This window comes from Shewanella sp. 10N.286.52.E4 (genome assembly GCF_041468785.1).
Taxonomy (GTDB): domain Bacteria; phylum Pseudomonadota; class Gammaproteobacteria; order Enterobacterales; family Shewanellaceae; genus Shewanella; species Shewanella electrodiphila.
The window spans coordinates 1-16,896 of record NZ_JBFRJJ010000031.1 but is presented as its reverse complement, the minus strand read 5'-3'; the positions used below and the strand labels follow the sequence as shown (position 1 = coordinate 16,896).

The 16,896-nt window shown below is 42.7% G+C and carries 8 protein-coding genes; 5 read left to right on the top strand and 3 right to left on the bottom strand.

Annotated features, from left to right (window positions below; genetic code table 11):
* Positions 1-723: 723 nt before the first annotated feature.
* Both AB4153_RS17060 and AB4153_RS17055 read right to left on the bottom strand, forming a co-directional pair.
* On the bottom strand, positions 724-2,994 hold the full coding sequence (locus AB4153_RS17060; RefSeq protein ID WP_371998214.1) for an aminotransferase class V-fold PLP-dependent enzyme: 2,271 nt from the start codon (positions 2,992-2,994) through the stop codon (positions 724-726).
* 343 nt (positions 2,995-3,337) lie between these two features.
* Positions 3,338-3,799: a YhcH/YjgK/YiaL family protein gene (locus tag AB4153_RS17055; protein WP_102528490.1), complete on the bottom strand. Its 462-nt coding sequence runs from the start codon at positions 3,797-3,799 to the stop codon at positions 3,338-3,340.
* Positions 3,800-4,057: 258 nt separating this feature from the next.
* On the opposite strand from AB4153_RS17055, the gene AB4153_RS17050 reads away from it, so the two are divergent.
* The 5 genes from AB4153_RS17050 to AB4153_RS17030 all read left to right on the top strand — a co-directional run bounded on the left by AB4153_RS17050 (position 4,058) and on the right by AB4153_RS17030 (position 10,181).
* Positions 4,058-5,113, top strand: coding sequence for an alpha/beta hydrolase (locus AB4153_RS17050; RefSeq protein WP_371998213.1), 1,056 nt, complete (start codon positions 4,058-4,060; stop codon positions 5,111-5,113).
* A gap of 581 nt (positions 5,114-5,694) precedes the next feature.
* Complete coding sequence (locus AB4153_RS17045; RefSeq protein ID WP_229371235.1) at positions 5,695-6,273, top strand: LON peptidase substrate-binding domain-containing protein; 579 nt, start codon at positions 5,695-5,697, stop codon at positions 6,271-6,273.
* Between the two features lie 88 nt (positions 6,274-6,361).
* The gene (locus tag AB4153_RS17040) at positions 6,362-7,294 is read left to right on the top strand and encodes a pseudouridine synthase (RefSeq protein ID WP_371998212.1); all 933 of its coding nucleotides are present in this window, start codon (positions 6,362-6,364) and stop codon (positions 7,292-7,294) included.
* Between the two features lie 58 nt (positions 7,295-7,352).
* Positions 7,353-8,879, top strand: a complete 1,527-nt coding sequence (locus AB4153_RS17035) for an EAL domain-containing protein (RefSeq protein ID WP_303513951.1) — start codon at positions 7,353-7,355, stop codon at positions 8,877-8,879.
* A 297-nt stretch (positions 8,880-9,176) separates the two neighbouring features.
* The gene (locus tag AB4153_RS17030; protein ID WP_371998211.1) at positions 9,177-10,181 is read left to right on the top strand and encodes a lipid A deacylase LpxR family protein; all 1,005 of its coding nucleotides are present in this window, start codon (positions 9,177-9,179) and stop codon (positions 10,179-10,181) included.
* 94 nt (positions 10,182-10,275) lie between these two features.
* Here the strand turns inward: AB4153_RS17030 and AB4153_RS17025 are convergent.
* Positions 10,276-16,896: VCBS domain-containing protein (locus tag AB4153_RS17025; protein ID WP_371998210.1), on the bottom strand; the 6,621-nt coding region annotated here is incomplete at its 5' end.

Sequence of the window (16,896 nt, the reverse complement as noted above, 5' to 3'; positions counted from 1 at the left end):
TCCCTTGCCGCTCCGGCGAAGTGTTGTTCCTCACGCTAAATGAGCGAATTTTCTAACGCCTCAGATTCGCCATCCTTGGCTCAATCTGAGGCTATGTCGGCGTCCTGCCTCCATCACGTAAATTAGCTCAACGCATTCGGACACTTCCAACGGAGATCATTGTGCCCGCAGGTTCGTTTATTTAGTCTGTGCGATAAATTGAATACATAGGTTTTTAGGTGCTATTGATCTTCTTTGAATGTTCAATTTGAATTGAGGCAAGTAAGAAAATCGCGTGAGTCCAGACATGGATGTCTGGCTAGCTTTCGAGGGGAAGGGACGCCCCATCGTAAGCGTTAGTGATTTTTGTAGCTTGCCGAAGCGGACTCAAAATGAAGTTTAAAGCTGGATGATTCTCCGTTGGAAATTTTGCTGTTTAAATTTCGCCGGAGCTGCGGGGGCCTAATTCTTTAATAAAGAGTATAGAGGGAGTCGCAGTTCACTCCCTTTTAGTCTGCTCTTTACAAAAGAATGGGCGAAGCGCCACGGCGTTGATTTAGACTTTGATTAAGATTTGATTCAAATCTAGAAATCAATACCTGACTATAGCTGCAAACAAGCATTGGGACACAAGCTTGGTAGGGCTTTACGAAAACACACCATATTGAATGTGGTTACGCCAGTGACTGGTTTAATGGCATTCATTGGTTTGATGAATGCCATTACTGTTAACCCTTACACCAACTAACTACTTAATGCGTATCCGCCTTTAAGATGAGCAACATTATCAAATCCTAAACGATGCATAGCTTGAGCTGCTACAAATGAGCGACTGCCACTGCGACAGACTAATACCCACTTACGATGCTTTTGCTCTTGTTGTTGTTGAATAAACTGCACTAAGCGAGTGAGCGGAACGTTTTCACAGGAATCTTCAGTGTGTTGCAGTGCGTACTCGTGAGGTTCTCTGATATCAATTAATGTGACTTCATCATTGGCTAAGGCATAGTTCAAACTCTGATGGTTATATTCAACAATAGCTTGGCCTGCTAACTGGCTGTCAGTTAATGCTCCGCACATAATTTCGCTGCCAGTTTGATCGCAAAGATGGCTGTCTAAATCAGCTTTTAACTTTTCAAACTCGTATACGTCGAGCTGTCCATTAAGGGTATTTCTTAAAAGTGGGTTACGTTGACATTCTGCGCTGAGATGAGTTGTAAACTCATTATTATAATCATGGCTAGCACATATAAGCGTATCACTACCAATCAAGCTATGTATCAGCTTAAGGCTTGAGAACATGTCAGTTGCACTACTTGAATCAAAGTTTGTTCGACCTAAGCTGCCCATTAAAACGGTGTCGCCGCAAAAGGCGAATTGACACTGTTGTTTAATGTCGTTTTTATCCTTGAATGGACTGCACAGTAATAGCGTCATACTGTCATCGGTGTGGCCAGGTGTAGCGACTTTAACTAGCCATTGATGACCTATTTCAATGTATTGAAGTTGCGAATGCTGCAAACAAGCTTGTGGCCAACCTAATGCATCAGTTTGCTGAGTAGGTAGGTGCTTATCGGCTAAGAAAGTTCGGCCTGATTGATGGTCGGCGTGGCCGTGGGTGTCGATTACAGCCACCAGTTCCAACTGCTGGCATTGCAATAAGGTATCTAAGCGATCGTTTAGCTCTGGCAGTGGATCAATAATAAAGGCTTGCTTGCTTTGTTGGTCGGCGTATACCCAAGTGCAATTGGAGCCAAATCTTAGCTGCACTAAACCGTTGAGCGGCTGCTTTTCATCAATTTCACCATTGTCTAAAATCATACAGCTATGGGTTAATGCTTTGGCTGCAGAGGTGATGCGTTGACAGGCTTGATCAACTTCTGTCTGGGTAATTGCAGGACCAAATGACAATCGAATTGCTGATTCACTTTGCCAGGCAGGTAATCCCATGGCATCGAGTACAAAACTGCGAGTGACTTTTGATGAGCAAGCGGAGCCTGAGCTAACACGAATGTTAGCCGCATCAAATAAATCCATGATTTCTTTACTGCTAAACCCTGAAATTGCAAAGTTAATTGTAGTTGGCACGCTGTTTTCAACGCTATGGTTATATACCACTTCAGGAAAAGCGGTATTTAACGTGTTCACTAATTGTGTTTGATACCCTCTTAGGGTATCGAGGTTAGCAAATACACTATCTTGCTCATTGAGTAACATTTCAAAAATGACGTTAATAGCTGCCATACCAGGTAGGTTTTCTGTGCCTGAACGCAAACCGCTTTCTTGGCCGCCACCAGCAATGATAGGGGTAAATGGTGCTGACTGACGTATATATACAAAGCCAATGCCTTTCGGTGCATACAATTTATGGCCACTAAAAGGGGCATAATCAATGGTGGTTTCCGCTAGGTTTAATGGGGTTTTCCCTAGCGCCTGCACACAATCAACCATCCAAAAAATATGTTTGTTAGCATGACGAATGACTTGTTCAAGTGCGAGCAAGTCCTGATAAACGCCAGTTTCATTATTTACCGCCATAGTACAAATCATTAATGCGCTTGGGGCTTCGTGTTCAATAAATTGCTTGTCTAAATTTCCCATCCCATCAACAGGAATCGCTTTAATGTCAGCATTGATGCCTAAGATTTGATTCCAGTGCTTTAATGATTCGGGCACTGCTTTATGCTCTGTGGCGCCATATAACAAACTATATTGTTTATCTGAATCAAGGGATTTTTTCGCTTCAACAAGGGCTGAGATAATCGCCGTTTGGATCCCTTCAGTCGCTCCGCTTGTGAATATCACATTACCTGTGTCTGCGCCGATGACTTTTCTGGCGTTAGCGCGAGTTTGCTCCATTAAATCTTTAGCTTTAAGCCCTGTAATATGGCTACTGCTTGGGTTGCCAAATAACACTTTCATACTGTTTACAGCCGCTGCTGCCGCTTGGGGCAATACAGGTGTTGTGGCATTGGCGTCTAAATATATTTGGCTCAGTGGTGATGTATTTTTCATAGGGTGCGACTCAATTCCGTTGATTAGTTTATATAGCTTTTAGTTATAACTAATTTCTTGAGGTTATATTAGCAGGTTGTAAATATTGATCAAGATCACATTTTAATCAGGTTTAACTTTAGATTGAGCTAAGCTGAGGGCTGTTAGAGGGCTTAGGGTAATGGACGTGCGAATAGCTTTGAAACGGGCATGAAAAGGGGAGGTGTGTGATACAGAAGTAAAAGCCTAGTTAAGCATTTTGAATGTAAACTTATTTAAAAACATCGTGATTAAGTTTAAAAAAATAAAGGCCACATTTTGTGGCCTGAAATTATTGCAGCTGTGATTAAGCATTTAAGCAAGATTAAATCTTTACTTTGATGACGACTTTTCTGACAGCGGTTGCAATATCTGAGGTCCCTGGCATATGCATATCGTCTGGGAAAAACAAGGCAAACATGCCCGCTTTTAATGGAATAAATGCCGCTGTATCTTGATTAGATTCATAATCAAACTCAGTAAAATCATGTTCTTGATGATAAGGCGCCAGTGGTGTTTGGTTGGCAAGGGGCAAATAACCAAATTCTTCTTCACCACTGACAACATATTGCACATCAATATAACGCTGGTGGACTTCAAAAGGTTCAGTTTGTTTCGGTTTGGTATGATAGTCATTGACGATAACAAATATATCTTTGCCTTCAAGAGGGTAAGTACCCACTTCAACGTTTGAAAAATCCGTTTCAGATAAATGAGTCAGCGCCTTGGCGAGTCTTGGGCTGAGTGAATGGTATAGCGCATGGTTTGAAAGGCTATCGACGACCATAGTGGCTCTCTGATTTATTGATGATGCAATATTATTACTTATTCGCTAATTCAACGCCATGAAGATATGTCGATTCGCTATAGGCTATGAAGAGATTCAACCCTAAGGTGGTTTAACCCTATGACAAACTTAGTTAAGATGAATTTTAGACCCGTCGATTGTTGGGGGGTAACTGATCGTTTTTGCGGATGTTTTTAGTGTCGCAGAGATTAGATTCAGTTTGTATTGTCATGAAAAGATTTAAATACAGGAAGCGCAGTGACAGCATTACGATTACTTGCTGGTAAAACAGCTTATCAACAGATTGAAAAAAATGGCTTGTCGGCATCAATGTTTAGCCAGTTATTTGCAGCATCGGGCGGCCCTAAATGGATAGGGGTAGCTGGTCTGGACAAATATTTGTTTGGTGAGTTTTTTGCTGAAAGAAAAACACCGCTATATACCATGGGCGCGTCATCGGGCGCATGGCGCTTAGCTTGCTTAGCTCAAAAAGATCCCTTAGCAGCATATTCTCGGCTTGAGGATTTTTATATTGGTCAGCGATACGATCATGTCCCTAATCGACAAGAAGTGACTGAACAGGTTGAAGGTATTATTAATGGTATTTTGGGTGAGCACGGCGCGATGGATATTGTGAATAACCGTATGATTCAAAGTCATTTTGTGGTGTGTAAGGCAAAGCATTTTAATGCCAGTCGCTCTAAAGGAAAGTTGGCGTTAGGGCTTGCTGCTACTGCATTAAGTAATGCGGTGAGTCGTCGAAGTTTAGCCTGGCACTTTGAACGAGTGGTGTTTAGTCATCAACAAGTAAAATCCCCTTTTTCACACCTAACTGACTTACCCACCGAACATGCTCAACTAACCCGTAATAATATTAATCAAGTTCTGCTGGCAACGGGATCTATTCCATTAGTATTAGCACCTGTTACACGCATAAATGGCATAAGTGATGGCGCTTACTATGATGGTGGTATCACTGATTACCATTTTGATATGCCAACACATTCACCTGAAGGCTTAAGTTTATATCCGCACTTTTATCCTCATATGAGTCCGGGTTGGTTTGATAAATCATTAAAATGGCGCCGAGCCAAAAAGCATTATCATAATGCCTTAATACTGACTCCTACTGCAGAGTTTTTGAAGTCATTGCCATATCAAAAGATCCCAGATCGAGAAGACTTTAAGCAGCTCGATAGCGATAGCCGTATTGCTTATTGGCGTGAGTCTTTAAAGCGAAGCGAAGTGTTAGGTGAGTTATTTGCTGATATTGTGGAGAAGCAATCGATAATGGACCACATTGAGCATCTGTAATTGGCATCTGTAATTGGCATCTGTAATTGGCATCGTTTATTGCTAAGTCGCTAAGTCGCTAAGTCGCTAAGTCGCTAAGAAGGCCGATAAGAAAGCCCATTAGATAGCGTAATTCCTCATTCAACATTACAGCTTACTTATGGTGCCATTAATAAGCCATTATTGGTGCTAATTTCATATATGCTGATTGGTGTTTACCCCTTTAATCTTCTGGCTTATATGCCACTCCCTTAAGCACCTTAAAAGTTATCTTCAGAGTTACTTTAGTAAAATTATGATCATTTACTGAAACTATTCCGTATTTTACCCTGTCTAATTATTAATCAACTTTGTTGTTTGTTTGGGTTGTTGCTATGTGATGACAAAATGAAGTTTACAGTGCTAATCATAAAGTTGTAATAGCGTTACCAAGCTGGAAAACTCAAACTTGGCTGCTAAACTTATTAAAGTCATCTAAGTGACAACTTGTTGATTTTTATTGGTCCTAGGTAGCGGTGGGCTACTTTTTCTACAGCATTCTTACTGGGTATACACCCCTAATAAATGGAATAACCAAGAAACGCTGTGGTCTGGAGGTTGCTATGCAAACGATAGAAATGGCGTTACTCATCCAAGAAGCAGTTTTGCTTCCTGGTGGTCGACAAGAGATGAGAATGGTTACACCAAATCAATTGTTAATGGTTGCTAATGTGCTGAAAGGGCATTATCGATTAGCATTAGCTGCGACGAAAAGTAGCTGTTTCCCTCCTTGTTACGACACGGCAACTGAGTGCGAGATTATCGACTTTAATCAATTGGAAGATGATTCGTTAAGTATTGTCGTCGAAGGCCGCCAAAGGGTTAAAATTCTTTCGGGTGCTCAACTCAGAGATCAAAGCTGGATTGCTCGCACTTTACCTTGCCAAAACTGGCAAAATGAACCGATTGGGGAAGAGTTCGAGATTATCAGCGCAGCACTTGAGCAGTTTTACGAAGTTAACCCAGACTTGCTCGATTTATACAATCAAGTTCACCTTGAGGATGCAACTTGGGTTAGCCAGCGATGGTTAGAAGTTTTGCCTATGTATAACAAAGACAAATTGCTATTGGTTGAACAACCCAACTGCCATAAAACCATGGATTTTGTTCTACAATTATTAAAGTCTCATGTGGATGTTTAATATTGGTCTCTTGCTTTTGTTGATTTTGTTTAGTTGCTCTGACATTGTTGGTTATACTGTTTAAAAGTGTCGCTAAAAGTATATTTACATGTCTGTAAAACTTGCTGCTAGAGCAGCTCAACCTTCCTATATTGTGTTACCACAGTCCAAAACAGCACCTTTAACGGTGTTAGAGTTTTTAGTGTCACACTTTCAACAAATTCCAGAATCTGTTTGGTTAAAACGTGTAGCTGACGGCAAAGTGCACTGGGCAGATGGTGAGCTGATTGATCAACACACTCAATATCGAGGCGCGACACGGGTCTATTACTACCGTGAAGTTGAGGCAGAAACTAAAATTCCGTTTCAGCATAAAATACTCCATCAGGACGAACATTGTATATTAGTGTTTAAACCGCATTTTCTGCCTGTTACACCCAGTGGGAATTTTGTTAACGAGTGTCTGATTCATCGTTTACGAATTGCTTCAGGTATAGACACCATTTCACCAGCACATAGGTTAGACAGACCAACGGCAGGGGTTATGTTAATGACAGTTAACCCTGAGTCTCGACATGCTTATCATTCATTATTTACTGATGGTAAGATAAATAAGCAATATCAAGCAATTGCACAGCTGACTCCAGAGTTACTTGCTCTTCATCAGCAAGACGGTTTATCGTTACCTATTAAGTGGTCGGTTAAAAACCGTATGGTGCGTTCAACGCCAAGTTTTTTAATGAAAATAACTGACGGTGAAGCGAATACGCATTCAGAAATTAGTTTGATCGCAGTAAAAGGCACTCGAGGCTTGTTCGAGCTCAGTCCCATAACAGGGAAAATGCATCAACTTAGAGTACATATGATGTCTTTAGGGATGCCGTTAGAAAATGATACTAATTATCCACAGCTGCAACCGAAAGCTGCTGATAATTTTGATAAGCCATTAAAGCTGGTGGCAAAATCACTTATGTTTGTGGATCCGTTTAGTCAGCAAACGATGGCTGTGAGTTGTGAAGGCTACGATGCTGAGTTTGAATAGAAAGCTTGTAGTGTTTTTTTACTGATAGTTTTCAGTATACAAAGGGACGAAATAGCAAATGGAAAGAGTACAGTGCTATGTGGTATTCATTGTTAGTTTTTTTATTTTAAACATGGGGTTAAAAGCGTTAGATTATCAAATTGCTGACACTATGATCAAGCGTGACGCCCATATCTTATCTGAAAAATTAACCATGTACATTGAGGATACCGCTCAAGAGCTTAAAGCTTTACCGCAACTCGATGACAGCTATATCTGCTCTGAAAGTAATCAAAAATTACTCACTATGTCAGTGTTTAACTCGACCTTTATTCGTTGGGTTGGGGTGATGGATGAGTTAGAAGTTATTTGCCGCTCGCAAGCCATACCACGTCGTGTGGAAAAGTTGGTAAGGCATAATATTGGACCGGATCTAAAACTTGCAGTCATAAACCAATCTCACTCAGATATACATGAATTGTTTTTAGCCCACGATAGAGGTGATAAGCAATATGTGGCCAGTATCGTCCCTATGAACCCTAGATACTTTATACCGGTAGATTGTGAAGATTGCTTAGAGTACACCATTACCATTGATGGTTTTCAAGATAACTTAGCTGCAGTACCTGTGATGGAGTTTGGTTTTGAAGAGTTCGAAGGCGAGCACGTTATTATAGAAGAGGTGGTTCAGCAAAATGAATACTACATTGCTAAATTTAGCCTGACTGGAAACGAAGAATACCTTAAGCAATATCAATCGCTAAACTGGGAATATCGTGCGCTGATTAGCTTTTTAATTGCGTTCGCGTTTACTGTCGCATTTTGGTATCGCAAACAATCGCAAAGCTCAACCCGGGCGAATATAAAAAAGGGTATCAAGAACAAAGAGTTTATTCCGTTTTATCAGCCTGTGATTAACTCTCAAACGAATGAAATCGTAGGGGTTGAGGTATTAATGCGTTGGCGTCAATCTAACGGAGAGTTAATCCCACCTAATCAATTTATTCCTTTTGCTGAGTCAGCAGGCTTAATTGTTGATATGACTTATTCGATGCTGAATGTGATGGTTGATGAGATGGAGATAACAGGCCAGCAAGTTAGTCCATTGTTTATCAGTATTAATATTGTTCCTGAGCATTTGGAAAATGACAAACTTTATCAATATATTAAGGCACTAAAAGAATCCGGAAAGCTTGGAAAGCACAGAATTTCACTAGAAATTACCGAGCGACAACCTATTACTGACTTAGTGAAAGCGCGCAAAATGTTAGATAAGTTTTATGCTATTAATGTGGACTTAAAGCTTGATGATGCGGGCATGGGCTACGGTGGTTTTAGTTACGTGCAAAACCTCGGAATCAGTACTTTAAAAATTGATAAAGCCTTCATTGATACTATTGGCGTTAAAGATAACTTTAATGAGAAAACGCTTGATGCAATTATCTCTTTTGCTAAAAAATCAGGCTTAAGTGTCATTGCTGAAGGAGTTGAAACTGAGTCTCAAGTCAGTTATTTATCCCTACAAGGGGTGGACTTAATTCAAGGGTATTTTTTCTCTAAACCGCTAGATTCAAAAACGTTTTTTACAACCTATCATAACTCGTAATGGCTTTAGCTGAGCTTGTCGTCTGTTCCGATTTTTATGACGGACTTTTTATAGGTTGGATACATTTTAAGACTTTCGATGCATTGAAGTTGCTGTTGTCTCATTAAGTGCTAGAAAGTCCTTGGAATGTTTGGCTTGAGTAATGTTTAAGTAATGCTTAAGTGGATATATGACCTGTTTAAAGCGAATGATAAATAGTTATTTGTGCCGCACTATTGAATCGTTAAACTGGATGTCATCTTGAATATTTGAGATACATGAAATGATAACGAAAGTAGCAAGTACTAGGGGGCTATCTTGAGTCAGAAATACTTAAATGCTTTCTCTGTTCCAATATCTATTCTCACTGTTGCTCTACTGGTGTCTGCACCTTCTAAATCCTTTGCTGATCAGTTGTATTTTAATTTTGATAACGATGTGATCATTGGTGCTGACGGTGACTACTCTAATGGTGTCGTTGTTGGCTGGCTTGCAACGCCAGCTACAGACTTTTCCCAAGCTCCGGCGCTTTTCAAATGGCAATCAGTCATCGCTTTTCCTCAGGAGTCGAGTCAGTCTCAATGGGGAGGGCAGTTTTATCATCGCATGTGGACACCAACTGAAATAGCCTATGACTATCCCCAGCCAAATGAGCGACCTTATGCAGGGTTATTAGAGCTAGAATCATTTACAGGGCAATTCAGCTCTTCATTGGCGCAAAAAAACTGGTTAAGCATTGGCGTGATGGGGCCAGCTTCTTTTGCTGATGAACTGCAAACCATTGTCCATAAAATTACAGGTTCTACCACGCCAAAGGGGTGGGATTATCAAATTGAAAACCAAGTGACGTTTCAATTTGCATATGAAGTTGACGCCTTGCTAAATCGCTGGCAAGCATTTGATAATAGTGAGTGGGATATCAGCGTATTTAACCACACGATGGCAGGTAATTTTCGCTCGCAATCCAGTGTTGGTTTAACCTTACGATGGGGTGATGATTTAGCTGAAACCTTCGGACAATTGTCTAGTCAGGCAGGGCATATGGGAGATTATGCTTCATATGCTAATCGTTATGGCAGTTGGCAGGCATATTTTCGAATGCAGGCGGGTTATCGTTTCAATGACTTAACCATTGAAGGTGACTTACCTTATGATTCTCCGTTGAATATTGAGAATCAGCAAGCACAAGCCAGTCTTGGTGTTATTTGGGCTTTTCCGACTTGGTCTGTCAGTTGGAGCTTTAATTTTTACAGTAAAGAATATGAGTCAGATGTCGATGATTGGCATGGTTACGGCGTGATTAGTTACACTAAAGTGTTGTAATTATAGCTACAAAAAACGATGTTTTAGAGGCGCAGCATGATGGATCATGCTGCGCCTTTTCAGTCTATTACAGAGTTATTATGACTTAAGTTTTTTAGACCTGATTGTGCATGTCATTTAATGCTTGATGCAGCAAATCATCGTCATTAGCCTGAATAATATCACTCTGATCTGGTTGGTCATTTAAATCAGTTAATAACTCATCCTTATGTTGCTGATGGTGCTCATCATCTAGTGGGTTTTCAAAAGCATCACCTTGACTCACATCCAGCATATCTGCATCTACATTCTCAATGGCCATTTCAGGAACACCTGGCAAATCGAGAGGGTCGATACCCGCTGTATTTGTCGGTGCTATGTCCGCCTGTGAAATACCTACCATATTTAAATAGTGATCAATCGGGGTACTTACTGCAGCTGCAGTCACTGGCGTTGGTGATAATGGTTGTGACGTCGATTCCGTCTCAGCTTCTGTTTGAGCTTGAACTGTTGCATCATCTGATGATTGTGTGTCTTGCCCAGTGTGAACCGCGGCATCATCAACCAATATATCGTGTAAATCTACACTGATGTCAGCAATGGCGTCATTTTGGGGAGCATCATTAGCATCGGCTGCTGTAGGAGGTGGCGGTGGTGCGGAATGAGTAATGGTTGGCGTCACCGTCATATCAAGAACTTCAGAGCTTAAAGTGAGTTTACCACTATGTCCTGGGCCGTGGCTTAATATACTCACTTGAACATGCATGATGACATCATCATGGTGTGACCCTTGAAGGGCGACCTCAAACTTATCCTCATGCACGCCAACATTCTGAGCGCTGCCATGAGGACCAGTATGAGTATTTGCGTGTTCTTGATAGTTTAACTGACCTGTTTTGGGGTTTATGGTCAGGGTGCCCCATTGGCTGGTATAGCTAGTCTGATAGTGGCCATTGACTAAAATTTTCCAGCCTTGTTGAGCTGTAGGAACAGGTGTTTGGGTAGGTATTAAGGTCGGTACTCCCAAAGAGGCACCAATATGGTGGCTACCAGGCGGGGCGGTGACGACGATAGGTTCAGGCTTCGCGCTTGCAGCAATATTGAGGGCAGAGTTAACGTTACCGTGCTCATCGGTCATGATCGCTCTGACAATACTACTGGGTGCAACTTCAAGGTTGATACCATGGGCTAAACTGTTGGCATCGAGTACATGGTCAACGCCATTAATACTCAGGTGCTCGCCTACTTGGGCATCAGCTGCAGCATGCACCGTTGCGGTCACGGTACCTGCATGACCTTGAGCTATTTCGGCTTTGCTGTAGGCCTTGTCACTGCCTGGGTTTTCAAAGGTAATGGTTGGCATGCCTACGTGTGTATCGCTGCTATAGTGCATCACTTGTGAAGCACTAGCTGAGTTACCTGCGCTGTCGGTGGTTACCACGCTCGCTGTTATCGAGGAATTTGATGCTAATTCAGAACCTGCAATGTTAACGCTAAAGTGGCCGCTGCCATCAACCGAGGCGCTATAGCTATGTTGTCCGACGACTAAACTTACGCTATCACCTTGATGCACATCGCCACTGACTTGACCTGTTATGCCGATATCGGTAGCGCTTTCTTGGGCGTTAATAATATTGTCGCTAGTGATGGGATCAAGCTGGATAGTGGCGTTGGCTTGGGTATCAATCTCAACATCGAGCACCGATGATACAGCAGGCATTATGGATGATGGCGCTAGCGCCTTGGCTGATAGGTTATGAAGCCCTTCAGTTAAGCTTGTTAAGGTTGCACTATAGTCACCACTGGCATCAGACAGTGCATGAGCAACAGGGTTATTACCGTCGTAAATTGTGACCCTAGAAAAGGGAATATCTGTGTGACCCGTTATGATGGGTGTGGTGTCATGGGTTAAGTTGTCGCTATTGGCGCTGCCAGAATCACTGTTGGCACTTAAATCGATACTGACATGGTTGGTTATTGGGCTTGTAGCAATCTGACTGTTTGGCAAGGTGTCAGTGACTAGCGGTTGAGCTGGAACACTGCTTGTTATCACTATTGTGCCTGCGGTGCTGCTTAGGGTTGCTTGGGCATTAAAACTGATAAATTGACTTGCCACGCCACCGTGACTGTCATTGACCTTAACTTCAAATACATCGACACCGCTATAGGTTGCTGTGGCGGGGTTATAGCTCATATGCGCCACAGAATTATTCTGGGTATAGATATAAGCGCCGCTGTCAGGGTCAACAGATAAACTGCCAAAGCTGCCAGTCAGAATTGGCGCTGAAAATGTATGGGTATCGCCAGTATCAACATCGGTTGCGACTAAGTTCCCTTGTGTGTGACTGGTCTGGTTAATGGTTAACACTGGCAAATCATTCACAGCGGTTACGGCGAGTACAGCGGTATGGGCGGCAGAATCTTGATGGCCATCATTAGCGACATAGCTGAAGTGAGCGTCACCGTTAAAGTTGGCGGCAGGCCTAAACCGCAGATGATCAATATCATTGGCGTTAATGATTTGCCCCTGTGTAATAGTTTGACCATTAAGCATCAAGCTCCCTGCGCTGGGATCGGGCAGCTGAGTAATAGTAAGATTAGCTAAGGCATCATTGTCACTGTCTTGGTAACCAAAACTTGCAGCGCTAAAGTTATAATCCGTGTCTTCCGCTGTACTGGCGCTAATGGTTTGCACAGTGGGTTGATGATTGGCGTTTATATGGATATTTAGCGTATTTTGGCTGTTATCTTTATAGTCGCCATGAGTATCAACCACTCGGTAAATAAACTCTGGCACATTGCCAGTAAAGCTGGCATCGGCACTAAAGCGATAGTCGCCATTGGTTGCTATGTGGATTGTACCAACCCCAGTAATCGACACGTCCTGCCCAGCATGAACAGTGATGTAATGCTGGGTGTTGGGATCTTTAAATTGCAGATCTTGCAAAATTAGCTGAGCGCCATCATCAATATCGCTAGCGCCTTGCAGTAAGTTCCCAGTTACTGGCCCGCTATATTGCTCTGAATTTGCATTAAAGCTGTGAATCACAGGGGCGTCACTGGTGCCAGTTATGACGACTTGCGCCTGTTGGCTGGATTGATGCACGTTACTTCCCGAGCCTTCTTGTAGTTGGTAGTTAACCCAGATTTTGTGTTGTATGCCGTTGGCTAAGTGATCATAACTGCTGTTGGCAGGATCCACTTCTAACGTATGGCCATCGCTGCCTAAACTAAACCCCGCAGGGAGCTGGCTACTGAAGTTGATGCCATCTGTTGAGTATTGCAGTTGGCTAATGCCGTTACCTTGAATACCTGCGTAAAGATCTAACCCTTGGGTTGCGCCTGCCTCTTGCAGTTGCAGGGTCGGGGTGTCGCTATGGCCGTGGATGGCAATCGCAATAGTCTTACTGGCTGTGCCATCGGGCGAGGTAACCGTTATCGTGTCAGTTAATTGCTGCCCAGCGTTCAACATATTCACTAGGGGGGAGGTGTTATTGAGCGCGTAATGCCAGCTGCCATCTTCATCAACTGCGAGCTGACCATATTGACCACTAAATTGAGTATTGACTGCAAATTTGTCTTCACCAGTATCGGGATCTACTAACGTTAATTGGCCCGATATTGTGCTGGTGGCTGAATCTTCAGTAATTGAAGCGCTAGTGTTTGATTGTGTCTGTCCATCAATGGTGGCAGCATCATTGGCTGGGGCAATATGCAGTGTGTTAGTTGCTTTGGTTGAATCTACATGGCCGTCGTTAACGGTATAAGAGAAGTCTACATCCCCATTAAAGTTATGTGTTGGCACAAACTGCAGTTTGCTGATATCGCCTGCGGTAATTATCTGATTGGGGCTAATGTCTTGGCCATCCAGCAGAAATTTACCCTGTGATGGGTCGGGTAAGTCGGTGATAGAAACTGAATGTAATGTATCTTTGTTATCAACATCAGCAAAACCAAACTGACTGGCTTGCATTTGGTAGTGGGTATCCTCAGTGCCATTAGACAAGGTCACAATATTTGCAACAGGCGCATCATTAGTGCCGACAACGTTAATATTGAGGTCGAAAGGTGTGCCATCTTTACTGTGAACACGATAGGTCACAACTTCGGTTTGACCTTCAGCAAGGTGCTGTAAATTAGCATTGTCAACGCTATATCCCCAGTTACCAGCGCTATCAATGCGTAAATGGCCATTGAAGGGATCATGGATGCGTGTTTCACCAAATTGACTGTACTGAAAAGAGTTTTCACCGCTGTCTGGGTCAACAACTTGCAGCCTACCATTGGCTAATTCTGTTGTAATACCTTGATTATGACTGCCGTTTGCACCATCTTCTGTGATATTTTCGCTGGTTACTTCTGTAATAATGGCCGCATCACGCACTGCACTGAGTGATGTTGTTGCGCCAGTATGAGTGACACCGCCATGGGCATCTTTAACGTCATAACTAAAGTGTACTTGGCCGTTGTAGTCTTTTTCTGGCGTGAACGTATAAGTGCCGTCTTTGTTATCTAAAATAGAGCCATGATCTAGATGAAGGTTTGCTACCGTAAGCAATCCAGAATCATTTTTATCGACATCTACCGAATTTTGTAGCAGTTGTGCCGTTGTAATCGTTTGTCTCGTATCTTCAGTACCTGCATTAAGCTGTACTTCTGAAGAACAATAAGGCCTGTCGTTATCACCGTGGATGGTAATGACGATGTTTTGAGCTGTACCATCTTTAGAATAAACGGTAATTGTATCCGTTAATTTCTGCCCTTCACCTAATTGATCGATCTGTGTCGCTACGTTTTTTTGGTTGCTACCGACGGTCACCTTATAATGCCAATTACCATCTGTATTCAATATTAATTGACCATAGGTTCCGTGGTATGAGTAGCCCACGCCTTTTGTGTCAAATTGTGATTCGCCAGTGTCTGGGTCAATAATCTCTAACTTGCCATCAGTGTATAAAGGGTCATTAGTTAATTTAGCCATCCCAGGTTGTGCATAGTTTGGTGACCGATCATGATAGGTGCCATGCCCTTCATCGACATCGCCAGTTGTAGTTCCAGTGATTACTGCAGCATCAGCAACAGCATCAAAGTGAAGAGTATTTGTAGCCTCTGTAGAGTCGGTATGCCCATCGTTAACAGTATATTTAAACTGAATATCGCCATTAAAATCTTGTGCAGGAACGAACTGAAGTTTAGCGATATCGGCAGTAGCAATACTCTGACCTGAGGTGATATCGTGCCCATTGAGTAAGAACTTACCTTGTGTTGCTGGTGGTAGATCTGTGATTGCTATGGAATGTAGCGTATCGCCAGTGTCGATATCGGTAAAGCCAAACTGACTAGCTTGCATTTGGTAATGGGTATCTTCCGTGCCATTACTGAGCGCAACTTGGCTAACGGTTGGTGCATCATTGGTACCTACAACGTCAATATGCAACTCGTACGCAGTTCCATCATAACTATTAACACGGTAGACAACGGTTTCCGTTTGTCCTTGAGCAAGGTGCTGCAAAGCTGCGTTGTCAACGCTGTAGCCCCAATTACCGGCACTGTCTATTCGAAGCATGCCGCCAAACGGGTCGTGTATCGCGGTTTCACCAAACTGGCTGTATTGGAATTTATCCTCTCCGCTATCTGGATCGATAACTTGTAGTTGCCCATTGGCGAGTTCTGTTGTTACACCAGCATTGTGTCTGCTATGTGGTCCATCTTCAATGGCGTGCTCAGTTGTCACCTCTGAAATGATGGCGCCGTCAGGGGTGGCAGTGAGTGTGCTGGAAGCGCCCGTATGGGTAACACCACCGTGCGCGTCTTGCACGTCATAGCTAAAATGAACTTTGCCGTTGTAGTCTTTGGTAGGGGTAAAAGTGTAGGTGCCGTCTTTGTTATCGACAACAGAGCCGTGATCGACTAACAGATTAGCAATAGAAAGCTTACCAGCGTCATTAGCATCCACATCGACAGTATTGGTAAGTAAATCGGCTTTGGTGAAAGTAAGCGCTGTATCTTCTGTACTTGTGGCAAGTGTCACTTCAGAACTGATATAAGGTCTATCGTTATCGCCATGAATGGTAATAACAATGTCGTGGACAGTACCATCTTTTGATTGGATAGTTATTGTATCAGTTAATGTTTGTCCTTCTCCGAGTTTATCTATAGTTGAACCGATAGTTGTTTTTCTATTGCCGACCCAATCTACGCTGCCAACCGTCACGTCGTAGTGCCAAGTTCCATCACTGTTTAACAATAAATGTCCATATTGTCCGTGATAAGAGTTATTCCAAGCCCCGCCTTTAGGGTCAAACTGAGATTCACCAGTATCTGGATCAACAATATTCAACTTGCCATCAGCTGTTAATGCAGATTGTCCCAGTTTCGCCATGCCAGGTTGTGCGTAATCTGGTGACATATCACCAAAGCTGCCATGGCCTTCATCAACGTCACCTGTTGAAATTCCAGTAATTACAGCCTTATCGTCGGTACCGTTAATGGTGACAGAGATTTTTTGCTCTGTGCCATCAACAGAATGAACTAATAAAGTATCGGTGAGTGACTCGCCTGTTTTAAGGCCTTGAATCGCTGGTTGAGAATTATCAGCTGTATAGGTCCAATGACCGAGTTCGTTCAAAGAAAGCGAACCAAATTGACCTTGTTGCACAGTGGCCTGGAATTGGTTTTGTCCTGAATCGACATCGGTTACGGTGAGGGCACCATCGACATGAAGTTGTCCTTGATG